The sequence below is a fragment of the Kutzneria sp. CA-103260 genome (assembly GCF_018263855.1).
In the GTDB taxonomy this organism is placed as follows: domain Bacteria; phylum Actinomycetota; class Actinomycetes; order Mycobacteriales; family Pseudonocardiaceae; genus Kutzneria.
In genome coordinates this window covers 1,916,717-1,938,230 of record NZ_CP073318.1, presented here as the reverse complement: position 1 = coordinate 1,938,230, position 21,514 = coordinate 1,916,717, and the positions used below count along the sequence as shown (strand labels likewise).

General features: G+C 69.6%; 15 protein-coding genes. 2 read left to right on the top strand and 13 right to left on the bottom strand.

Annotated elements, in window-relative coordinates; genetic code table 11:
- Positions 1 to 98 precede the first annotated feature (98 nt).
- Positions 99 to 1,688 carry a bifunctional 3-(3-hydroxy-phenyl)propionate/3-hydroxycinnamic acid hydroxylase MhpA gene (mhpA, locus tag JJ691_RS08480; protein WP_211768229.1) on the top strand — a complete coding sequence of 530 codons (1,590 nt, stop codon included), beginning with the start codon at positions 99 to 101 and terminating at the stop codon, positions 1,686 to 1,688.
- Here mhpA and JJ691_RS08475 read toward each other — a convergent pair.
- The 8 genes from JJ691_RS08475 to JJ691_RS08445 all read right to left on the bottom strand — a co-directional run bounded on the left by JJ691_RS08475 (position 1,663) and on the right by JJ691_RS08445 (position 12,190).
- Positions 1,663 to 2,391, bottom strand: coding sequence for a glycoside hydrolase family 16 protein (locus JJ691_RS08475; RefSeq protein WP_211768228.1), 729 nt, complete (start codon positions 2,389 to 2,391; stop codon positions 1,663 to 1,665). The two genes, mhpA and JJ691_RS08475, sit on opposite strands and share 26 nt — an antisense overlap.
- Positions 2,392 to 2,471: 80 nt before the next feature.
- Positions 2,472 to 3,446, bottom strand: coding sequence for an amidohydrolase family protein (locus JJ691_RS08470; RefSeq protein ID WP_211768227.1), 975 nt, complete (start codon positions 3,444 to 3,446; stop codon positions 2,472 to 2,474).
- Positions 3,443 to 5,110: a PucR family transcriptional regulator gene (locus JJ691_RS08465; protein ID WP_211768226.1), complete on the bottom strand. Its 1,668-nt coding sequence runs from the start codon at positions 5,108 to 5,110 to the stop codon at positions 3,443 to 3,445. The genes JJ691_RS08470 and JJ691_RS08465 overlap by 4 nt, the downstream gene beginning before the upstream one ends.
- A gap of 49 nt (positions 5,111 to 5,159) precedes the next feature.
- Positions 5,160 to 6,266 (bottom strand): o-succinylbenzoate synthase, encoded by a 1,107-nt coding sequence (gene menC / locus JJ691_RS08460; protein ID WP_211768225.1) that lies wholly within the window; start codon positions 6,264 to 6,266, stop codon positions 5,160 to 5,162.
- 13 nt (positions 6,267 to 6,279) lie between these two features.
- Positions 6,280 to 6,957 carry a GNAT family N-acetyltransferase gene (locus tag JJ691_RS08455; protein ID WP_306291358.1) on the bottom strand — a complete coding sequence of 226 codons (678 nt, stop codon included), beginning with the start codon at positions 6,955 to 6,957 and terminating at the stop codon, positions 6,280 to 6,282.
- 33 nt (positions 6,958 to 6,990) lie between these two features.
- Complete coding sequence (locus JJ691_RS53160; RefSeq protein ID WP_306291357.1) at positions 6,991 to 7,113, bottom strand: hypothetical protein; 123 nt, start codon at positions 7,111 to 7,113, stop codon at positions 6,991 to 6,993.
- A gap of 5 nt (positions 7,114 to 7,118) precedes the next feature.
- Complete coding sequence (locus JJ691_RS08450; RefSeq protein ID WP_211768224.1) at positions 7,119 to 10,436, bottom strand: serine hydrolase; 3,318 nt, start codon at positions 10,434 to 10,436, stop codon at positions 7,119 to 7,121.
- A 608-nt stretch (positions 10,437 to 11,044) separates the two neighbouring features.
- Complete coding sequence (locus JJ691_RS08445; RefSeq protein ID WP_211768223.1) at positions 11,045 to 12,190, bottom strand: DUF222 domain-containing protein; 1,146 nt, start codon at positions 12,188 to 12,190, stop codon at positions 11,045 to 11,047.
- Positions 12,191 to 12,605: 415 nt separating this feature from the next.
- Here JJ691_RS08445 and JJ691_RS08440 point away from each other — a divergent pair, with 415 nt between their 5' ends.
- Positions 12,606 to 14,129, top strand: coding sequence for an acyl-CoA synthetase (locus tag JJ691_RS08440; protein ID WP_211768222.1), 1,524 nt, complete (start codon positions 12,606 to 12,608; stop codon positions 14,127 to 14,129).
- A gap of 33 nt (positions 14,130 to 14,162) precedes the next feature.
- Here JJ691_RS08440 and JJ691_RS08435 read toward each other — a convergent pair whose 3' ends face one another.
- From JJ691_RS08435 to JJ691_RS08415, 5 genes are read right to left on the bottom strand one after another with little or no spacing between them, the layout of a single operon-like run.
- Positions 14,163 to 16,634, bottom strand: a complete 2,472-nt coding sequence (locus tag JJ691_RS08435; RefSeq protein WP_211768221.1) for a carbohydrate-binding protein — start codon at positions 16,632 to 16,634, stop codon at positions 14,163 to 14,165.
- Positions 16,635 to 16,658: 24 nt separating this feature from the next.
- On the bottom strand, positions 16,659 to 17,519 hold the full coding sequence (locus JJ691_RS08430) for a carbohydrate ABC transporter permease (RefSeq protein ID WP_211768220.1): 861 nt from the start codon (positions 17,517 to 17,519) through the stop codon (positions 16,659 to 16,661).
- Positions 17,516 to 18,469 carry a carbohydrate ABC transporter permease gene (locus tag JJ691_RS08425; RefSeq protein WP_249227778.1) on the bottom strand — a complete coding sequence of 318 codons (954 nt, stop codon included), beginning with the start codon at positions 18,467 to 18,469 and terminating at the stop codon, positions 17,516 to 17,518. The genes JJ691_RS08430 and JJ691_RS08425 overlap by 4 nt, the downstream gene beginning before the upstream one ends.
- A complete protein-coding gene (locus tag JJ691_RS08420; RefSeq protein WP_211768219.1) occupies positions 18,466 to 19,812 on the bottom strand; it encodes an ABC transporter substrate-binding protein in 1,347 nt (448 codons plus the stop codon). The genes JJ691_RS08425 and JJ691_RS08420 overlap by 4 nt, the downstream gene beginning before the upstream one ends.
- Before the next feature lie 17 nt (positions 19,813 to 19,829).
- On the bottom strand, positions 19,830 to 21,491 hold the full coding sequence (locus JJ691_RS08415; protein WP_211768218.1) for a glycoside hydrolase family 13 protein: 1,662 nt from the start codon (positions 21,489 to 21,491) through the stop codon (positions 19,830 to 19,832).
- Positions 21,492 to 21,514: the final 23 nt, after the last annotated feature.

The following is a 21,514-nucleotide window of genomic DNA, read 5'->3' as shown; positions in this document are numbered from 1 at the left end:
TACGAGCAAGTCGGCTTGATTCGAAAGTTCGTTGACAGATCGAATATGGCGGCGTAGACAGGAACCGGCCGGACCGAGTGACCGCCGGGGAGTGTTCGATGCCGAGCAAGACCTATGACGTCGCCATCGTCGGATTCGGCCCGGTGGGGCAGGTGCTGTCGCTGCTGCTCGGCCGGCGCGGGCACGACGTGCTCGTCCTGGACCGCTGGCCGCAGCCCTACGACCGTCCCCGCGCGGTGCACTTCGACCACGAGATCGGCCGGATCTTCCAGGCTGCCGGCGTCGCCGAGCAGATCGCCGCCATCACCGACCCGGTGCCGGACTTCTACGAGTGGCGCAACGCCGCCGGCGAGCCGCTGGTCCGCATCGACTGGAGCGGCGACGGCCCCAGCGGCTGGCCGACCGCCAACTTCTTCTCCCAGCCCGAACTCGAACGGGTGCTTGCCGAGGCCGTCGAAGCGCAGCCGACAGTGGACGTCCGGCGCGGCCACGAGCTCGTCGAGCTGGTCGACGAGGGTGAGCACGTGCGACTGGTGGCCGCAGGCCCCACGATGCGGGACCACGAATACCAAGCGCGGTGGGTGATCGGGGCCGACGGCGCGAACAGCTTCGTGCGCGAGCACCTGGCCACGGAGATGTCCGATCTCGGGTTCTTCTTCGACTGGCTGATCATCGACACCGTCCCGCAGGAGGAGCGCGAGTGGCGGCCGATGAACTGGCAGCTGTGCGACCCCGCCCGGCCCACGACCATCGTCTCCGCCGGCCCGGGCCGGCGGCGCTGGGAGTTCATGCGCCTGCCCGGTGAAACCGTCAATGACCTCAACACGGCGGAGACCGCCTGGCGGCTGCTCGAACCCTGGGGACGGCATGCCGCGAACACCACCATCGAGCGGCACACGGTCTACACCTTCCAGGCCCGCTGGGCCGACAACTGGCGTCAGGGACGGCTGCTGCTGGCCGGCGACGCGGCGCACCAGATGCCGCCGTTCGCCGGCCAGGGCATGTGCTCCGGCCTACGGGACGCGATGAACCTGTCCTGGAAGCTGGATCTGGTGCTGCGTGGCGTCGCCGACCCGGCCCTGCTCGACACCTACACCAGCGAACGGGCCGCGCACGTGCGTCACGCCATCGGCATGTCCATCGAGCTCGGGCGGATCATCTGCGTGCTGGACCCGGAGCAGGCCCGGCAGCGCGACGAGCGGATGGTCGCGGGCGGCGCGGATCCGGCACGGGTGCTGCCCGACATGCCGCCTCCGGTCTTGGGGCCCGGCGTGCTGCACTGCGACGCCGACGGCACTCCCCTACCGGGCGTTGGCCATCTCATGCCGCAGTGCCGCGTGGACAGCGGCGGACTGACCCGGCCGCTCGACGACCTCACCGGGAACGTCTTCCAGATCATCACCGACGGCGTGCTGGCCGAGGACGTGTTCACCCCGGCTCAGCGGGACTTCCTCGACCGCATCGGCGCCGCCGTCGTGCCATTGGCGACCGAGCCCCGCGCCGGCTGCCACACCGATGCCGACGCGGGCTACCCGCCGCTCATGCGGGAACTGGGCCGCCTCGCCGTGATCGTCCGTCCCGACTTCTACCTGTACGGAAGCGCTTCCACCACCGGTGAGCTCGCCGAGCTGGTCGACCGGCTGCGGGAGTCCTGCACCGCAATCACGGGTAGTACGGCGTGTAGGTGATCGAGGAGACCTTGAGATAGCGAGCGCCGTCGGCGGTGGCCCAGGTCGAGGCGTCCGGATTCCCCGGCCAGTCGCCGCCGACGGCCGTGTCGACGATGAAGTGCATGCCGACCCCGGCCGCGGTCGTGTACCACTTGGTGCCCTGGAAGTTGCCGTCCACCCAGAAGTCGATGTGGTCGGGCCACCAGGTGAACGAGTACGTGTGGAAGCTGTTGGTCCAGCCGCCGCCGTTGCCGGCCGAGAACTGGGTCTGGTTGTTGTTGGCGTCGTGGAAGGTCTGGTACACGGTGTTGGGATTCGACCCGACGATCTCCGCGCCGTCCATCTCGGGCAGCCACGGGTTCAGGTAGGCCGCCCACACCGCAGGCAAAAGCCCTTGGCCGTTGGGCATGTTCGCGGTGAAGCTGTAGGTCCCGTAGCCGTAGAGGGCGGTCGACTCCACGCGGCCGGAGTAGTACACACCGCCGCCGGCGTTGTACGTCTTGATCATCAGGGTGGAGCCGTCGTACCAGACGTTGTTGGGCGTGTACGTCTCCAGCTCGTTGTTGGCCGTCCACCTCCCGTTGATCACGTTCCACGAGGTGACGTTCTGCGGTGATCCCCAGGAACTGGCCTGTGCGGGCGCTGCCGCCAACGACAGGGCCAGGCAGGCCGCCGCCATTACGAGCAGCAGACGGCTCGACTTCCGAAAGGTCGCACTCATCGAAGCTCCGTTGCTTCAGCAGGGTGTGAGAGCGCTTCCATTTATAGCCGAGCACCACCTGACCTGGCAATACGCGTCGACTACCGGTCGAGGCCGTACAGTGCGGCCGCGTTGCCGGAGCTGAACTTGCGCCGGTCCTCGTCGGAGTCGAACGCGTCGAGGAACGTGGTGATCTCCTCGCGGGTCGGCTGCTGGAACGGGTAGTCGGTGGAGAAGATCAACCGGTCCACGGTGGTCACCGACAGGGTGTGCCGCAGCAGCACCGGATTGAGCATGCCGGAGCTGGTGATGAAGAAGTTGGACCGGATGTAGTCCGACACCGATCGCTCCCGGCCGGCGACACGGGCCAGGCTGTCGGCGCGGTCCAGCCAGAACAGCAGCATCTCGCCCCAGTGGCCGAGCACGACCCGCAACGCCGGATGGCGGTCGAAGGTGCCGCGCAGGATGAGCCGCAGCGCGGCGAGGGCGGTGTCGAGGTGCCAGCCCCAGCCGAAGGTGGCCAGCGCCAGGTCGGTCAACTCGCCGAAGCCCCGGTACGAGGCGTCGCGCAGCGCCTCCGACGGGAGCTGGGGGTGGATGAACACCGGCTGGCCGAGTTCGGCCGCGGCGGCGAAGAAGTCGTCGTACACCGGGTCGTCGAGGAAGCGGTCACCGACCCGGCCGTAGACCATGGTGCCGACGTGACCCAGGCTCGCGGCCCGGGTGAGCTCATCGACCACGTGCTCCGGGGACGACATCGGCAACGTCGACAGCGCCCGGAACCGGGTCGGATGCCGGCTGACCGCCTCGGCGGCGACGTCATTGGCGGCACGGCTGAGCCGCACGGCTTCGTCGGGCGGCAGCGGATGGGTGCCGGGCGGCGTCAGGGCGAGGATCGAGAGGTCGATGCCCTGGGCGTCCATCGCCGCGAGCCGGCCCTCGTCGAGGTCTTCCAACCGCTGCCGGGCGTCACCGAAGTCGTTGAGCACCAGGCTCTCGTCCGGCCGGGGCACCGCCTTGAGCGCGGAGGCCAGCTCCGGCAGGATCCAGTGCTCCTCGATGGCGATGAGCGTCAAGGTTGTTGTCCCTCCATTGTGGATTTACGGTGCAGCGGCGGGCCGACGACAACACGCAGCTGCACCATCAACGCGAAGCGGGCTTCCGGATCGCCCAGGTCGACCTGGCCGACCTCGGCGAGACGGCGCAGTCGGTAGCGAAAGGTGTTGGGGTGCACGTAAACCCGCGCGGAGGCGGCGGCGACGTCGCCGAGCTCGTCGAGGTAGGCACGTAGCGTCTCGACGAGGTTGCCGTTGTTCTTGGCGTCGTAGGCGATCAGCCGGGCCACCGCGCCGGTGGGCTGGTCGCCGCGGGCGACGACGATGTCCCGCAGTTCCAGCATGAGCGTCTCGACATGGACATCGGCGAGCCGAGCGACCCGCGGGCGGCCACGCCGCTCGCGGAGGACCCGGACGATGCGGTCGACCACCACTCGGCTGCGGGCGAGACCGCCCGCGTCCTGGGCGACCGGGCCGACAGCGACGGCCGCGGGCAGCCGCTCCCCGACACGGTCCAGGAACTCGGTCGCGATGCGCGTCACGCGTTCCTCGGCGTCGGCATCGGGGCGGGTGAGCGGGATCAGGCCGTAGACGATGTCACCCACCAACGCGCAGGCCGCCCGCGGCTGCACGCCGGTGAGGTGCATGGCCAGCGCGTCGCCGAGGCGTTCGCGGGCGTTGACCAGCTCGCTGGCCGCCGTGCCCGGCGTCTCGGGAACGGTCAGCGCGAGCACGACCACCGGCCGGTCGGCGAGGCCGAGCCGGTCGAGGGCCTGACTCGCGCCGGCGCCGCCTTCGAGCGCGGTGGCCAGCAGTTCGGCGCGCAGCCGGCGACTCACGTCGGAACCGGCACGGGCCCGCAACAGGTGCAGCGCAACGAGTTTCGCCGCGTCGCACAGCGCCTCGGTGCGCTCCGCGTTCAGCGGCTCGTGCACCGCGGCCCAGATCGAGCCCAGGATCTCGTCGCCCGCGCGCACGGCGATCGCCACACGCATCAACGAGACCCCGTCACCGAGGAGGGGGTCCATGGTGACCGGCCGGTGGCTGCGGTAGAGCTCGCCGAAGAAGCCGCGCTCGGTGAGCATCCGGAAGTAGCGCTCCGGCACCTGGCGGCCGAGCACCGTCTCGACCCGGCTGGCGTCGGCCTCGTCCTGGCGGCCGGAGAAGGCGAGCACCCGGGAGCTGCGGTCCTCAATGGTGACCGGGGCGTCGATCAGCGCGGCGATGGCGTTGGCCAGGGCGAACAGGTCGCCGGCGGGCAACCCGCCGAGCGTTTCCGGCTCAGTCACCCCGATGTCGTCCTCGGCCAGCAGGGAGCGCAGCATCGCGGCCAGCTGGCTCCAGGACGCACCCCTGGTCAGGCCGAACACCGCCACGCCGGTGTCAACGGCCGCCGCGCGTAGGTCGGCGTCGTCAGGCACTGGCGCGCGGACGACGAGTCCGGCGGCCTTCTGCTCCCCCAGTTCCCGGACCAGTGCGGCGATCTCCGCCGGCTCGGACAGACCGACCCCGAGCACGAGCGCGTGCAGGGGCAGCAGCTCCTCGTCCACCGGGTCGTGGATCACGACGCCACCGATCGCCGGACCGTCGTCGCCGTGGTGGACGTCGCCGTGCACGAGTTCGAGCAGGGTGGTGCCCAGGTCGTCGACGACGCGCCTGAGGCTGGCCCGCGTTCCCCCGGTCATGGCTGCACTAAAGCACCCGCTGTGGGAAGGCGAAAGTCGAGCTCCCCGGCTAGCACGCGATCCACTCGGTGGTGGTCGTGACGGCGTCGAGCCGGTCGGCCAGCGGTTCCACGCCGAGCCCCGGCCCGGACGGCACCTCGATGTGCCCGCCGGCGAGCACGAACGGTTCGGTGATGTCGGTGTGGAAGTAGCGGTCCGAGGCCGAGGTGTCGCCAGGCAGGGTGAAACCGGGCAGGGCAGCGAGCGCGAGGTTGGCGGCGCGGCCGATGCCGGTTTCGAGCATGCCGCCGCACCACACGGCGATGCCGGCGGCGGTGCAGACGTCGTGGATACGGCGGGCTTCCAGGTAGCCGCCGACCCGGCCGGGTTTGACGTTCACGACCCGGCAGGCGCCCAGGCGGATCGCGGCGGCCGCGGTCGCCGCCGAGGTGATCGACTCGTCCAGGCAGATCGGGGTGTCGACCAGGCGCGCGAGTTCGGCGTGGCCGAGCACGTCCTCCTCGTCGAGGGGCTGTTCGATGAGGAGCAGGTCGAACGGGTCCAGCTTGGCCAGCTGGCGCGCGTCGGCCAGGGTGTACGCGGTGTTCGCGTCGACCTGGAGCGCCACGTCGTCGCCGAAGCGCTCCCGCACCGCGCGCACCGGCTCGACGTCCCAGCCGGGCTCGATCTTGAGCTTGATCCGCACGTACCCCTGGTCGAGGTAGCCCGCGACGGCGTCGAGCAGCTGCGGCACCGAGTCCATGATGCCGACCGAGACCCCGCACGGCACCCGGTCGCGCACCGCGCCGAGCTCCCGCGCCAGCGGCCGTCCCTCCGCGCGCAGTTCCGCGTCCAGCAGCGCCGTTTCCAGCGCGCACTTGGCCATGCGGTGGCCCTTGAACGGCGCGAGCACGGTGGCGACCCGACTCGCGTCGAGCCGGTCGGCAGCGGCCAGCGCGGGCACGAGGAACCGCTTCATGACGTCCTCGGCCGCGTCGACGTACTCCGGGGAGTACAGCGGATCGGCCATCGCGACGCACTCGCCCCAGCCCTCGGCGTCGGCGGTCACGGCCCGGACCAGCAGCACACGGCGGCCCGTCTGCACCCCGAACGACGTCCGGAACGGGGCGACCAGCGGCAGCTCGATCCGCCGGAGTTCGAACCCGGTCAGCTTCATCCTGTCCAGCTCCTCATCGTCTGACGACGTACCAGCCGCCACGGTCGAAACCGATCACCTGTGCCCCGTCGGCGAGCAGGCCACCCAGCACCTCACGCACCGCTTTTCGCCACTGCCGGGCCTGGCCCGGATCCGTTACCCGCAGCCGTTCCACGTCGGTCGGCACCGCGACGAGCACCAGCTCCCCGCTGGACTTTCCTTCTACCGGACCGTTGTCACTGCGGCCCAGTGCCTCCGGCAGCGCACGGATGTCAGCCACCTGTGGCACCCCGGCGCAGGCGGCGGCGACCTCGGGTGCGTCGAGATTCCAGCGCAGCAGCAACCGGTCGCTGTCGTCGCCGGCATTGATGCCGTCGGTCATGCCGCCGTAGAAGTTGGGCAGGTACTCGGCGGGGCGGCCGCCGAGTTTGCCGATGTTGAAGTAGGCGTTGCGGGCGATGAGCGGGTCGAAGGTCCACTCGATCATCCCCACGCCATGCCGCAGCGTCCAGGCCCGCTGGTGGAGTTTCAGGGCGTACCCGACATGTCGGCCGACTGTCGTCGGGGACGCGGCTGCCACGTGACTGTGCAGCGCACCGGTGTGGGGTGCGGTGAAGAAGCCAAAGCATGCGCCGACGAGCTCGGAGCCGTCGAAGGCCGCGGCCACGTAGTTGCCGGCTTTGCTCAACGCGCGCAGCAGTTCGATGCTCACCGGGGAGCTCGCGGTCGGCCGCCAGATCCGCTCTTAGAGGTCGACGATGCCGGCCAGATCAGCGATGTCGGCCAGTTCGCGAATGTCCACATCGGACGCTTTGGCGGCCCTGACGGCGCACGCCGTCGCGTCCGACACGGTTTCCATGCGGGTCAACGGGATCAGCTCACCTTCGGCGTTGCCCGCACGCCGTGGTGAAGGTACTTGGCCCCGCCGGGCAGCGTGTAGAACGTGACCGGCGTCCAGGTCCCGGTCTCCGGTCGCCGCACCACGAACAGGTCCGGCCCGACGGCGGTCATCGGCAGCTCCATGGGCTCGCCACCCAGGATCTCCGCGAGTTGGCCGGTCGCCGTCATCCGCAGCACCGGTCCGTCGAGCACGTCGAGCCGGACCGACGCGCGTTCGTAGGTCCCGAGCCACGGCGTGATGTCGGCCTCGACGGGCGTCTCGGGCGGGGTCAGCGGCCGGGGCAGCGCCACGTCGGCGACCTCGGCGAAGATCTCCCGGAACAGGTCCTCGTAGAGATCGCGGGCAGTGCTCCCGTTGGTCAGCAGGGTCACCGCCAACCCCTGTTCGGGCAGGATACGCAGGAACGCGGCCTGGCCGACGGTGTTGCCGTCGTGGCCGATGACGCGGTGACCCGAGAAGTCGAACCGGATCCAGCCCAGCCCCCACGAGTCGCCGAGGCTGAACTTGTCGGGCAGGTCCGCCTGCATGGTCGCCATCTCCGCAACGGACTCCTTGCTGAGCAACCGGGTTCCGTCGGCGGCTAGGCCGCCGCTCAGGTGCAGGCGGGCGAACGCGAGAACGTCGGCCACCGTCGAGGTGACGAGTCCGGCCGGCCCGGCCGAGCGCGGCAGGGTCCACACCGGCGCCCGCGTGGGTTCCGTCTCACCGACGTGGCCGACGGCCGCGCGGAACAGCAGCGCCTCCTCGGGCAGGGTCACCGTGTGGGTCAGGCCGAGCGGCTTGAACAGCCGCTCCCGGAGCGCCGCGTCCCAGCTGACGCCGGTGACCTTCTCGATCATCCGGCCGGCCAGCGTGAACCCCGAGTTGCAGTACGACCAGGTCGCGCCGAGCGGATGGTTCTGCGCCACATCTCCCAGCAGCCCGACGTATTTCTCCAGGCAGTCGTCGCCGCGCCCGGTGTCGGTGAAGACGTCGCCGTCGATGCCGCTGGTGTGGGTCAGCAGATGGCGCAGCGTCAGCTGCTTGGTCACGTCGGGATCGGACAGCCGCAGTTCGGGCAGCACCTCCACGACCGGGGTGTCGAGGTTCAGCTTGCCCTCGTCGACCAGCTGCATTGCGACGGTCGCCGTCCACACCTTGGTGATCGACCCGATCTGGAACAGCGAGTCCGTGGTGGCTTCGACGCCGGTGTCGACGTTGAGCACGCCGTACGCGGCCTCGACCAGGTCGTCGTCGCCGTTGCCGAGCTGGAGGATGCCGAGCTGCGCGCCGGGCAGGCGGTGGCGCTCGGCCAGGACAGCGAGCCGTCGCTGCCAGTGCCCTTGGTCCAGCCGGGCCGGACGCGGGCCGGTCGCATCGCCGGCGTAGCGTTCAACCCAGTCCACGACCCGGTTGTTGAAGTCGATCCGGTGCGACGGCGGACCATTGACGATCACAAGGTGCGCGCCGCCGGGGTACAGCACGAGCCGCGTCGGGACGCCACGTTCGCGCAGCGCGGCATGCCATTGCTCGGCTTGGCCGATCGGGCACCGCACGTCGTTGGTTCCCTGAATCACCAGGGTCGGCGTACGCACGTCGGCGACCTTGGTGATCGGCGACAGCGTCGCCAGGCGGTCTCCGTCGCGCCAGCTGAGCACGTTCAGCTCGTGCTGTGCGAGGTAATGGCCCATGTCCGAGGTGCCGGCCATGCTCGACAGGTCGCTGACGACCCCGCCCGCGACCGCCGCCGCGAACCGGTTGTCTCGGCTGGTCAGATAACAGGTCATGAAACCGCCGTAGCTGTACCCGGCCACCGCGAGCCGTCGCGGATCGGCAATCCCTTCTGTCACCAGGGTATCCAGCGGTTCGAGGAAGTCCTTCGCGTCGGCTTCTCCCCAGGCACCGATCGCCGCCGTGTAGAACGCCTCGCCGTAGCCATCGCTGCCGCGGGGGTTCAGCAGCAGCACCGCCCACCCGCGAGCGACGAGTTCCTGGTGGTACAGGTGCACGTCGTCGGCCGCGCCGTTCCAGGCGTTGTGCGGGCCGCCGTGGATGTCCAGCAGCAGCGGCACCGGGCCGGTCCGTTCGGGGTCGCGGATCAGCCAGCCGTGCACCACCGTGCCGTCAGAGATCGTGAACTCCCGTGCTTCGCGGGCAAACCACTCCACATCGGCCAGGTTGTCCCCGTGCTTCGTGCGCACGGTCTCCACGCCAGTGGTGAGATCAACGGTGACCACCTCGCCGAACGAGGTCGCCGTGCTCAGCACGACGGCCGCGGTATCGCCGGCGACCGACAACGCCGACACCACGCAGTCGTCACCGCCGAGCACAAGATCCGGCGTGCCACCGTCAACTCCCACCCGGTAGAGGTGGGTGCAGCCGCGGTCGCGCACACAGAACAGCACGGACGTGCCGCTGTCGGCGAGCTGCGGCAGCCCGCCCGGGTAGCCGGGAGCACCGGTCATCACGTTGCGGTCCAAGGATTCCGCCAAGTTGGTAAGCTCGGCGACGCCCGACACCGGCAACCGGAACAGTCCGCTCTGTCCCACCGGTCCGTCCGCGTTGCCGGCCACGAGCAACGCCTGCCCGTCCGCCGTCCACCCGACCGCACCGGCCACGCCGGTGTCGAAGCCGGCCAGGACCGGCCTGTTGCGTCGATCCGTGACGTCTAGGACGTAGACGCCGGCGCGTAGATCGAGGTCGACGTCCTCCCCCATCGCGGCGGCGAACGCGAGCCGATCGCCATCCGGCGACCATGCGGGCTCACCGGCGTTCCAGTCCCCCTCCGTCACCTGCCGGCAGTCGCCCGTCGCCACATCCAGCACGTGCACGTGAGCACGCATGGTGCCCAGGAATCCCACGCCGTCGGCTTGGAAGTTGAGCCGGTCAGTCACAATCGGTTTGCTGGCAACGGAGTTCGCGGCGATGTCGACGGGAGCGGTGAACGCCAGACTTTTGCCGTCAGGACTCCACACCGGCCGGCCCGCGCCCAACGGCAGCGTGCTCAACTGCACCGGCTCCCCGCCGTTGGCGGGCAGCACCCACAGCTGTCCGGGCCCGTCCGCTGCGCGCAGGAACGCCACCCTGGTGCCGTCCGGCGACCAGGCCGGCGCGCTGTCGCCCGGGCCCCGAGTCAGCCACACCGGCTCGCCACCTGCTGTGTCGACCCTCCACAGTGCACTGATCACGCGATCGGCATCGGTGTCCTGCGTGCGGAGCACGTACATGATCTGCCGGCCATCCGGTGACAGCACGGGCTTCTCCGGCGTGGCGACGGCGGTCAGGTCAGCGATGCGCAGTCGTCGGGTCACGCGAACTCCTTCGGCGTAGCTGTAGCTGCCAGTCGAGCTCCGACGTCGAGGCGACTCGCGGCCAGAAGGGTCCTCTCGCCGCGGACTTTCGAGCTGGCCATCCGTCGCTCCGCTCCTGCTGGGCGTTGAGTTCTGGCCAGCGTGCCGGTTCCGGCGGTTGTTGTGTTCGTTGGATCGAATGAGGGGGTGGGGATTGGTTCGTGGGATCCGACAGGCGGGGTGGGGTCGGTCAGGTGGGTGGGGCAAGCCAGGTGGGTCGTTGGGGTGGGTAGGTTGGTTGCGGTTGGGTGGGGTGTTGCTTTTAGGGCGGCTTTGGACGGGAGGGAGGGTTGGGGAGATTTGAGGGTGAGGGGTGGTGTGGCTGGGGTGAGGGCTTGATGTTTAGGTTCTTGCGGTTGGGAGAGGGTTTGGTTTTCAGGTTTCCCGGTTTCTGGGGTGTCGGGTTCCCCGGTTCCTTGTTCTCCCACCTTCCCGTTACCCCGATTCCTCGTTCTCTCGCCCCTCGTTCCCCAGCTTCCCGTTTTCGGCTTCTCCGTTTCCCTGCTTACCTCAATTTCCCTCTTTCTTGGTTCGCTGTGGAGTTGTCAAAGAACGGGTGGCATGGGTGTTCAGTATTGGTGGGGGTGGGTGGTGTAGTGGCGGCCTAGTGGGGTGACCCAGTGGAGGGTGTTGTCGGAATCCAGGGTGACTGTGTGGTTGCCGTGTTTGAGGTGGTGGTGATGGGCGCAGTAGCCCTTGAGTTGGGTGGCATCGGTCTTGCCCTGGGGCCAGGGGATGGTGTGGTCGAGTTCCTGGATGGGGGTGGTGCAGCCGGGGGCGGAACAGACTCCACCTGCATTGAGTTCGGCGAATTCCTTGATGCGGGCGGTGGGGCGGTAGGTGTCGGTACTCAGTTCGGAGGCGCGACGGTACTGGTCCAGCAGTAGTCCGCGCCAGGGGGCGTGCATGGAGAGTTCGCGAGCGGAGTCGGCGGCGATCGGGCCGTAGCCGTCCAGCAGACCGGGGTCCTCGGTCAGGCCCATCAGGGTCTCCAGCGAGATGGTGACGTGGACTTTGACCTTGCGGTCCACCCCATAGCCCAGGAACCGGTCCAGGAAGGCGTCGGCCCGCTTCTGGTCGGTGGTGCGGTCGTCTTTGACCAGGGCGCGGGCATCCTGAGTCAGCACGTCGTACGCCTCGCGGGCATCCAAGGCGGTCAGGGTGATCCGCAGCTGGGCCATGCCGTCCGGAAGGGGCGTGAACTCGACCCGACGGTCCTGCTTGGCCTTCAGGCGGCGCTGGTCGTACCCGGTCGGATCGACCTTCGCGACCAGCGCGGTGGTCCGGCGGGCCAGTTGGGTGCGAGTCAGCTTCGGGGCGACCTCGACCAGTTCGTCTTCGACGTTGGCGATCATGGCCGGGGTGGGCAGGTTGACGACCCGCTCGTCCACGGTCTCCAGCCTGCGCAGGTCCAGTTCGCCGCGCCGCAGCAGCTCGGACAGTCGGGGCAACCGGTCCAACACCTCGCTGCACCGCTTCTGCCGTACCACCGACTGCTCCGGCTCATGCACCGCCATCGCCAACTCAGCGGTGTCCTCGACATCATGCAGAATGGCGAGCTGCACATGATCAGCAAAGGCTTTGATCTTACGCGCCAGAATGAACGCCGTGACCTGTTGGTCGGCGGTCAGCACGGCAAGATCCACACCCATGAGCAGATCCAGCAGAGCCCCTGACGGTTCCCTGCCCTCCAACTCTCGGGCGAGTTCTTCCATGCCTCCAGAATACGCCCGTCGAAGATCGAACTCGAATCCCTAACGGGTGAATTCGCCCCCATGCTCATTTGGCAACCCTAACCTGCCAAGCCACCCCGCAAACCCAACAACCGTCCACTCTTAGCTTGAGGGTGGATTTTGTGTGGAGGGGGGCGATGGCATACGCTCGTCGGCGAATCGAGGCAGGCGGAGCCTGCCCGGTTCTCGCCTCGACTGCCATCGCCCAGAGGCTCCGCGCAAAATCCACCCGGAGCCAACCCGAGAAGACGCAGCACGGGTCCATGGGCCCCGCTGGTCCACACGCTGCTCGTTCGGCCCATCATCGAGCACCAGACGCTCATCGCAGCGGCCATCAGGCTGGACGGCATGATCCGGCAGGCAGCACGCTGGGCGGGCCAACGGATTGGAGCAGGCCATGTACCCGGGCGCGCACGCGGTGACCACCCCCGACCGGCCGGCGGTGATCATGTCGGACACCGGCGCCACGATCACCTACCGGGAGCTGGAGGAGAACTCGCTGCGGCTGGCCCACCGGTTGCTGGACAACGGCTTCCGACGCGGTGACGTGATCGCCGTCCTGTCCGGCAACGACGCCCGGGTGTTCGAGGTGTACTGGGCGGCCCAGCGCACCGGCCTGTACGTGACGGCCATCAACCGGCATCTGAGTCCGGACGAGGTCGCCTACATCCTGGCCGACAGCGGCGCACAGGCCCTGTTCCTCGGGCCCGGCATGACCGCCACACTGCCTGCCCAAGTGCACTACGCGGTGGCAATGGACGGCGCGACGACGGAAATCGCCGGCCCCTGGCTCGACTACGCCGCCGAATTGGCCGCCGGCTCGACCGCGCCGCTGGCCGACCAGCCGCGCGGCGGCGACATGCTTTACTCCTCCGGCACCACCGGCCGTCCCAAAGGTGTCCGGCCGCCGCTGCCCGACCGCCAGGTGGACGAGCCGGGCGACCAGATGGTCCTGCTGTTCGGTGGGCAACTCGGGTTCGGGTCGGACACCGTGTACCTCTCCCCCGCGCCGCTCTACCACGCGGCACCGCTGCGGGTGTGCGCCGCGGTGCAGGCGGTGGGCGGCACCGCCGTCGTGATGGAACGCTTCGACGCCGAGGACGCCCTCAAGGCGATCGAGCGCTACGGGGTCACGCACAGCCAGTGGGTGCCGACGATGTTCGTGCGCATGCTCAAACTCCCCGACGAGGTGCGCAGTCGCTACGACCTGTCCAGCCACCGCGCCGCGGTGCACGCCGCCGCCCCCTGCCCGGTCGAGGTCAAGCAGCGGATGCAGGACTGGTGGGGGCCGATCCTGCACGAGTACTACTCCTGCACCGAGGCCACCGGCTTGACGTGGATGCGCCCCGAGGAGTGGGCGGCCCACCCCGGCTCGGTGGGCCGGCCCATCCTGGGCGTGCTGCACATCTGCGACGACGAGGGCCGTGAGCTGCCGGCCGGCGAGGTCGGCACCGTCTACTTCGAACGCGACGAACGCCCCTTCGAGTACCACAACGACCCCGACAAGACCCGCGGCGCCGAGCACCCCCACCATCCCAACTGGACCACCGTCGGCGACATCGGCTATGTCGAGGACGGCTACCTCCATCTCACCGACCGCAAAGCGTTCATGATCATCTCCGGCGGCGTGAACATCTATCCCCAGGAGGTGGAGAACGTGCTCGCACTGCACCCGGCCGTCGCCGACGTGGCGGTCATCGGCGTGCCCGATCCCGAGATGGGCGAACGGGTCCTGGCCGTCGTACAACCCGCCCCGGACACCACGCCCGACGCCGCCGACCTCATCGAGTACGTCAAGGCCCGCATCGCCGGCTACAAAGCGCCCCGGGCCGTGGAGTTCGTCGACCAACTGCCGCGCACCCCCACCGGCAAGCTGGTGAAAGGCCCGCTGCGCCAACGCTATTCGGCGGCCAGGCCGTAGCCGAGGACGTCGAGCCGCTGGTGGACGACCTGATCAGAAGCCACTGTCGCCGGCGCCGCGGTTGATGGTGTAGCCGCCGGGGTTGTTCAGGCCGGCGGATCGGGCGTCGGTGACGGTGACGCCGGTGGCGGCCATGCTGCCGGTGACGTTCTCGATGTCGATCCCGTAGGTGCCGGCCCCGGCGATGGTGTCCTCGGTGAGGCCGAGGCCGCTGATCTGCTTGCCGTAGCTGAGCAACACGGCCTGGTAGGTGCTGTCCTGGAGGTGGGCGCCGGTGACCAGCACGGGCTGGGTGATGTCGAGCTGGTTGGCGTAGATCCACAGCGCGCCGATGGCGGAGCCCCAGTTGGAGTTGAACGATCCGGCGCGGACCAGGGTGTTGTCCCGCAAGGTGGTGGGGCCGGTGAAGCCGCCGCCGAACGCGGTGCTGACGGTGATGCCGGAGCCGAAGGCGACGATGTCGGCGACCAGGTTGCCCCCGATGAGGGTGTTCCCGCCGCCGTAGACGCCGATGCCGTTGGCCTGGATGGGGCTCTGCACGGTGTTGTCGGCCAGCACGCAGCCGGTGACGTTGCCCTTCTCGGTGTCCAGGGCGAGGCCGTCGTCGCCGGTGTTGCGCACGACGGACTGGGTCACCCGCGAGTCGGCGGTGCCGCCGTTGAAGTGCACGCCGTCGGCGAACACGTCGCGGACCCGGGCGCCGACCACATCGAGGCCGGTGCCGGAGTCGGTCCAGATGCCGACCTTGGTGTGTTCGACCCACACGTCGAGGATGAGCGAGCCGAGGGCGAAGTTCCCCTCGATGCCGGCGGCCCCGGCGTCGTTGTTGCGGGACGTCTGGCCGCCGGAGACGGTCAGGTCGGCGATCTGGTTGACGCCGCCGGTGGCGAACAGTCCGCCGGATCCGTTGACCGCGGTGGACTTTATCGTCGTGTACCACTCGCCGGCCCCGCGCACGGCCACGTTGGCCAGGTTCACCTGGCCGGAGATGAGGTAGACGCCGCTCGGGAACCACAGGCCGGTACCGGTGCCGGACAACGTCGCCAGCGCGCCGTTGATCGCCGCGGTGTCGTCGGCGCCGCTGTTCGGCGCGACCCCGAAGTCGGTGACCGACTTGTAGTTCGCGGGCATGGCGAGGGCCGGGTCCACCTGCTCGGCGTCGAGGACGTCGATCGTGTACGAGGCGGCGGCGTCGGCGGCGTCCTTCTGGAGCTTGATGACCGTGCCGGCGGCCTGGTTGCCGATCAGCGCACGGGTCTCGTCGAAGAAGTGGTGCGCCGGGCCGCTCGACGGGTTGCGGGTGTCGTGGTAGCCATCGCCGTACAGCCAGGAGTACTGCGTGGTCAGGTTCAGATCCTGGAGGTGGTTTCCGTTGGCGTACAGGGACAGCGGCGCGGTGGCGGTGGACCCGTCGGCGTTGCCGGGGATCGAGTATCGGACCACGACGGCGTTGGCCGGCTTGCTCAGCGTGAACTGCACGTACTGTCCGGTCGAGGTGAGCTGGACCGCCTGGCGACCGGTCGATTCGGCCTGCACGCTCGGGTAGTTGGTGCTCGCCGGCAGCACTGTCCCGTTGGTCTGCGCGGACGCGGCCGTGTATTCGGTGTACGGGACGGTGGCGCCGCGGTCGGCGAAGGGCCGGCCACCGGACAGGGCGACGTAGTTGACGGCGAGGTTGCCGCTGTCGCCGGGATCGGTCTTCAGGCCCACCAGGTTCACGCCGGTGCGCGCGGTGATGTCGGCAGTGACCGTCTGCCAGCCGGGGCCGGACGGCAGGCTGAGCTGCTTCTGCTTGATGCCGTTGAGATACAGTGAAATGGTCTGCGCCGAACCGGTCGAGTTCGCGTACGCCACGGTCAGCGCCTGGCTGGCGGCGCTCGGGGAGTTCACCGTGAAGTTCACGAACGCGCCCTGCGCGGTGAAACCGGTCAGGTAGCTCGCGCCGTAGTACCCGGGCAGCGTGGTGGCCTGCGCCGGGCCGCCGGCGGCGAAGGCGTCCGCCGCCGGGTAGACCTGGCCCGCCGGGGCTGCTTGCGGTGTGCCGACCGTGATGTCGTCCAGGTTGACGTTGCCGCTGTCGGTGCTGTCGAACTGGTAGCTGATCGTGTTCGCGCCGCTGGCCAGCGGCAGGTTGTCGGTCTTGGTGGCCCAGGTGTTCCAGTCGGCGGTGGCCGGCAGCGAGGTCCGCACCGCGCTCATCCCGTTGACGTAGATCGACAGGGTCTGGGCCGAGCCGGTGCCGTTGGCGTAGCGCAGGCCGATCGGCGTGCTGCCCGCGGCCGAGGTGGTGACGGAGAACGCGGTGGCGGCGGTTCCCTTGTGGCCGTCGGTATAACCGGCCACGAAGCCGGAACCGCTGTAACCCGTGTGATCACCGGCGACAACCGCGCCACCCGACAGCGTGGCGTTCTCCGCCTCCAGCCGGGTGGAGGTCGCGGCGTGCGCCACGCCGACCGGCAGCAGCGCGGCGAGCAGGATGACGGGGAGAAGCCTGGGCAGGGACATGGTCGTTCTCCAATCCGGCGCGGATCAGCCCTTCACCGCGCCGCTGAGCGCGTCGTTGCGCAGGAAGAGCCGTTGGAACATCAGGAACAGCGCCACCGGGATGACGGTGGAGATGGCCAGCGCGGCCAGGAAGACGTCCAGCCCGACGAACGGCTGCAACGCCGGCAGCCGGACCGACAGCGGCTGCGCCGACGGGTCGGGCAGCACGAGCATCGGCCACAGGAAGTCCTTCCAGGACGCGATGACGGCGAACACCGAGACCACGCCGATGATCGGCCGGGACATCGGCAGCACCAGCGACCAGAACAGCCGGCCGGCGCCGGCGCCGTCGACCCGCGCGGCCTCGAAGACCTCGCGGGGCAGGTTGGCGAAGAACCGCTGCACGATCAGCACGTTGAACGCGCTGGCCCCGGACGGCAGCCACACCGCCCAGAACGTGTTGATCAGCGACAGGTGCACCATGGTCAGGTACATCGGCACCAGCAGCACGATCGACGGCACGAACATGGTGGCCAGCACCACGGCGGAGACCACGTGCCGGTAGCGCGGCCGCAGCACGGACAGCACGAAGCCCGCGGTGGTCGCGACGATGATCTGCACCAGCCACGAGCCGGCGGCGAGCAGCACGGTGTTGAGGAAGTACCGGTCGATCTGCACCCGGGTCCACGCCGTGGCGATCGTGCCGAAGTCGACGCCGTGCGGCCACAGCGCCAGCGGGTCGCGGAGGGTGTCCTGTGTGGGGGTGATCGCCGATTTCGCCAGCCACAGCACGGGTCCGAGGCCGACCAGCAACAGCAGCACGAGCAGCAGGACGTGCAGGGTCCGCGTCGTGCGCCGCACGCCCGGCCGCCGCCAGTCGTACGAGGAGAGCAGCCCGCGGTTCACGATGTGCTCCAGCTTCGGGTGAGGCGGAGGTACACCGCGGAGAACACCGCCAGCACCAGTGCGAGCAGCACGCTGAGCGCGGTCGCCGACCCGTAGTCGCCGCCCAGGGTGCCGGCGAACGCGTAGTCGTAGATCAGCAGCAGAATCGTGGTGGTGGCGTGCGCCGGGCCGCCGCTGGTGAACAGGAACGGCTCCAGGAACACCTGCGCGGTGCCGATGACCTGGAGGATGAACGTGATCAGCAGGACACCGCGCAGCTGTGGCAACGTGACGTGCCGGATCTTGCCCCAGACCGACGCGCCGTCGATCTCGGCGGCCTCGTACAGGTCCGGTGACACGCTGGTCAGCGCGGCCAGGTAGATGATGATCGTGCCGCCGGCAGCGGCCCAGGTCGCCTCGACGACCAGCGACACCATCGCTGAGGACGGGTCCTGCAGCCACGGCAGCGGCCCGAGCCCGACGGCCCGCAGCACGGTGTTGAACACCCCGTTCGGGCCGGCGTCGTAGAAGAACTTCCACAGCAGCACAGCCACCACCGGCGGGATCACCACCGGCAGGTACGCCATGGCGCTGAACAGGCCCCGGAACCGGCGGACCTCACTCATCAGCACGGCCGCCACCAGCGGCACCGGGTAGCCGAACAGCAGCGCCAGCACCGCGAACCACAGCGTGTTGCGCACCGCCGTCCACAGCAGCGGATCGGTGAGCACGGAACGGAAGTTGTCCAGGCCCACGAACACCGGCGCGGTGACCATGTTCGTCTGCTGGAAGCTCATCACCACGGACTGGACGATCGGGTACCAGGAGAACGCGGTGAACACGACCAGCATCGGCAGCAGGAACAGCAGCGCGCCGAGCCCGCCGCCGCGCACCCAGGTGGCCGGTGAGCGCCGTCTTGGCCGGACCGGCGCCTTGGTGACGACCGCCGGCTTGTCGGCGAGGGCGGTCATCCCCGGTCCAACAGAGTCTGGGCCTGCTGCTGCGCGTCGGCCAGCAGGGCGTTGATGTCGGCGTTCCGGTCGGTGAGGACCTTCTGCACCACCGTGTCCAGCAGCGCGTACACCTGTTGGGTGGACTTGGTGGGCTCGGGGACCAGCGGCTGGTCGAACATCTTGTCGGTGTAGGGGGCCAGCTGCTTGACCGGCACGTTGACGTACGGGGCGATCCAGCTCATCCGCTGGTCGTACTGGGCCTTGTCGAACACCGGCAGCTCGGGCGCGCCGACGACCTCACCGGAGTCGGCGGTGGTCTTCGCGTCGGCCACGGCGGCGTCGTGGTCGGTCTGCTTTCGCAGGTAGTAGAAGTCGATCCACTTGACGGCGGCCGCCCTGACCTGGTCGTCGGCCGCGGCGCTGACCGCCGCCAGGGTCCCGCCGCCGAGCACGCCGGCGCCCCCGCCGTCCAGCGGCAGCGCGGTGACGCCGTAGTCCTCGGGCTTGATGGCGTTCTGGGCCCGCAGCGAGCCGTAGTTGGCGCCGCCGGAGACGTACATGCCGATCCGGCCGGCCGCGAAGTCCTGGTTGATGCCGTTCCAGTCGTAGAGGAAGTCGGACCCCATGCTGTTGTCGTTCCAGCGCATGGACTGGATCATCCGGAGCGCGTCGGCCATCGGCTTGGTGTCCAGGGTGGACTTCGCGTGTTCGCCGAGCTGCTCGGTGCGGCCGCCGAGGGCGTAGTCCAGCGTGGTCAGGATCCAGCCGCCGGTGTTGTCGGTGGTCATCTCGGCGTAGCCGGCCTGCCCGGTGCGCTGGGCGATCTGCCGGGCGTCGGCCCGCACCTGGTCCCATGTGGACGGTGGGTCGTCCGGGTTCAGCCCGGCCTGGGCGAACAGGGTCCGGTTGTAGTGCAGGGCCTGCCCGTAGGCCGAGATCGGCACCGCCCACATGCCGCCGTCGGCGGCCTCACCGGCCTTGGCGATCTGCGGCGAGAACTTCGCGAAGTACGGCAGCGCCCTGGCCAGGCCGCTGATGTCGGCGATCTGCCGGCGCTGGATGAGCCCGCGCCCGTCGGTGAACGGCAGCGTGAACACGTCCGGCAGGGTGCCGCCGGCCAGCTTGGCGGTGAAGGTCGTGGCGTCCCACTTGAACTCCTGGGTGCGCACGTCGATACCCGGGTTGGCGGCTTCGAACTGCTTGACCCGGGTGGTGAACGCCGCGACGGCCCCTTTGTCCAGACCAGGGTCGATGGAGACGGTGAGCGTGGTGCGGCCGTCCGAGGACGTCGCGCCGCCGGCACAGCCGGCCAGCGCGACGGCCAGCGCGGCGCCGATGATGGTGACCAGCTTCCAGGACATCGTCGTCCCTCCTAGCTTCAGATCCGCAGCCAGACGGCCGTGTCGGTGGGCAGGGTGTCGCCGTCGAGCGCACCGCTGGCGAGCAGGACCGTGTCGTGCGGCGGCAGCGGGACGTCGGCCCCGAAGTTCACCAGGCACAACAGGTTCTCGCCGCGACGGAACGCGATGACGTGCTCGGACTGGCCGGTTACCCACGCGAAGACCTCGCCGCGTAGCGCGGGTTCCGTGCGGCGCAACCGGATCGCGGCGCGGTAGAGCGTGAGCATCGAGTCGGGGTCGCCGGCCTGCGCCTCGACCGCGTAGCGGCCCCACCAGGTCGGCTGCGGCAGCCAAGTCCGCCCGCCCGGGCCGAAGCCGTACGATGGCCCGGAGGTGGTCCACGGCAGCGGCACCCGGCAGCCGTCCCGACCGGGATCGGCGCCGTCGGAGCGCAAGTGCATCGGGTCCTGGCGGGACTCGTCGGGCAGGTCGCCGTCCTCGACCTCGGGCAGGCCGAGCTCGTCGCCCTGGTAGAGGTAGAGCGAGCCGGGCAGCGCGGCCGACAGCAGCGCGGCGGCGCGGGCCCGGCGCCGGCCCAGCGCGAGGTCGGTCGGCGTGTTGAACCGCCTGGCCTCGAAGCCGAACGAGCTGTCCGGCCGGCCGTATCGGGTCACCGGGCGGGTGACGTCGTGATTGGACAGCACCCAGGTCGGCGGCGCGCCGACCAGCCCGTGTGCCTCCACTGTGGACTGGATGCACTCCCGCAGACCGCCGGAGTCCCAAGGGTGCATCATGAAGTCGAAGTTGAACGCCGTGTGCATCTCGTCCGGGCGGAGGTAGCGGGCGAAGCGGCGCCGGTCGGCCAGCCAGATCTCGCCGACGAGCATGCGCGGCTGGTCGTAGGAGTCGGCGACCGCGCGCCAGGACCGGTAGATGTCGTGGATGCCGTCCCGGTCGACGTACGGATGGTCGCCCGGCGCGTGCTGGTGGGCCGACTCCGGGAAGGTGTCGTCCTTGACCGGCATGGTGGCGGAGTCGACACGGATGCCGGCCACGCCGCGGTCGAACCAGAACCGCAGCACGTCCTCGTGCTCGCGCCGCACGTCGGGGTGGTTCCAGTTGAGGTCGGGCTGCTGCGGCGCGAACAGGTGCAGGTACCACTCCCCTGGAGTGCCGTCGGGGTCGACGGTGCGGGTCCAGGTCCCGCCCGAGAACGGCGACACCCAGTCGGTCGGCGGCAGCTCCCCGTGCCGCCCGCGGCCCGGACGGAACCAGAACCGTTGGCGCTGCGGCGATCCCGGGCCGGCGGCGAGGGCGGCGCGGAACCATCGGTGTTGGTCGGACACGTGGTTGGGCACGATGTCGACGATGGTCCGGATGCCCAGCTCGGCGGCCTCGGCGATGAGCGCCTCGGCCTCGGCCAGGCTGCCGAAGGCGGGATCGATGGCCCGGTAGTCGGCCACGTCGTAGCCGCCGTCGGCCAGCGGCGAGGCATACCAGGGCGTGAACCAGATGGCGTCCACGCCGAGCGCCCTGAGGTAGGGCAGCCGGGACCGGACGCCGGCCAGGTCGCCGGTGCCGTCGCCGTTGTCGTCGGCGAAACTGCGCGGATAGACCTGGTAAATGACCGCCGTGCGCCACCACTGGTCGGCCGGGGCGGCGGACCTGGGTTCGGCCGCACTGAAGACACTGCTGCTCACAGGGCTCCCGTCATCGGTTTCCG

What these genes read in the sequence shown, in the direction of transcription:
- menC (WP_211768225.1), bottom strand. Translation starts at nt 6,266, where the DNA reads ATGAAGCTGACCGGGTTCGAACTCCGGCGGATCGAGCTGCCGCTGGTC.
- JJ691_RS08445 (WP_211768223.1), bottom strand. Translation starts at nt 12,190, where the DNA reads ATGGAAGAACTCGCCCGAGAGTTGGAGGGCAGGGAACCGTCAGGGGCT.
- JJ691_RS08435 (WP_211768221.1), bottom strand. Translation starts at nt 16,634, where the DNA reads ATGTCCCTGCCCAGGCTTCTCCCCGTCATCCTGCTCGCCGCGCTGCTG.
- JJ691_RS08425 (WP_249227778.1), bottom strand. Translation starts at nt 18,469, where the DNA reads ATGACCGCCCTCGCCGACAAGCCGGCGGTCGTCACCAAGGCGCCGGTC.
- JJ691_RS08440 (WP_211768222.1), top strand. Translation starts at nt 12,606, where the DNA reads ATGTACCCGGGCGCGCACGCGGTGACCACCCCCGACCGGCCGGCGGTG.
- mhpA (WP_211768229.1), top strand. Translation starts at nt 99, where the DNA reads ATGCCGAGCAAGACCTATGACGTCGCCATCGTCGGATTCGGCCCGGTG.
- JJ691_RS08420 (WP_211768219.1), bottom strand. Translation starts at nt 19,812, where the DNA reads ATGTCCTGGAAGCTGGTCACCATCATCGGCGCCGCGCTGGCCGTCGCG.
- JJ691_RS08475 (WP_211768228.1), bottom strand. Translation starts at nt 2,391, where the DNA reads ATGAGTGCGACCTTTCGGAAGTCGAGCCGTCTGCTGCTCGTAATGGCG.
- JJ691_RS08465 (WP_211768226.1), bottom strand. Translation starts at nt 5,110, where the DNA reads ATGACCGGGGGAACGCGGGCCAGCCTCAGGCGCGTCGTCGACGACCTG.